At 44.6% G+C, this 545-nt stretch carries 1 protein-coding gene; it reads right to left on the bottom strand.

From position 1 onward, the window contains the following. Nucleotides 1-474: AraC family transcriptional regulator ligand-binding domain-containing protein (locus tag A3729_RS05210; RefSeq protein WP_255376379.1), on the bottom strand; the 474-nt coding region annotated here is incomplete at its 3' end. Nucleotides 475-545: the final 71 nt, after the last annotated feature.

Here is a 545-nt window from a genome sequence, read left to right as displayed (position 1 = left end):
AGGAAAGAGCAAACTATACTCCGCAACATGCGGTGGACTCTGGTAACTCAAGCTAACATATTTTAAAGGTAATCGTTCAGTAACAAGCCAGCTTGCAAAGCGATGCCAAACCAATAAAAAAAACTCTACGAGGAAATTGGCAGTATCCAACTCGGGCCGTACAGGCTGAAAAATAAGACGAGCTCCCTCCGTAGTATTTTCAAGTTGCAGCACGATATCGTTTCTAAAGGTACTGTAGAGCAAGCTTGCCCGCCTTATGCTTTCACCAATAGTTTGCTCCCTTATCATTTGTTTAGCTACGATGGCAAAAACACCTTGTTTACAGGGCTGATCGGTAAAGCCCATGAACTCATCATCCATTAGTCGCCAGATAGAACGAATTAGTGTTGATACTCGCTCAGATGAAATACGATCGCTCCCCCCATAGCAGCTGACAGAGAGAATACCTGAACTAAGACCGCAATCACTCATCACCTTGCTTACATCGACTCGGGCCCTCAAGGCACCCTGCAGAAGTGCATGTACATAGTACAGTGAAATTGAAT

The sequence above is a fragment of the Oleiphilus sp. HI0043 genome (genome assembly GCF_001634935.1).
Note: the sequence above shows the minus strand (reverse complement) of the source record. Positions and strands in the feature narration are given on the sequence as shown.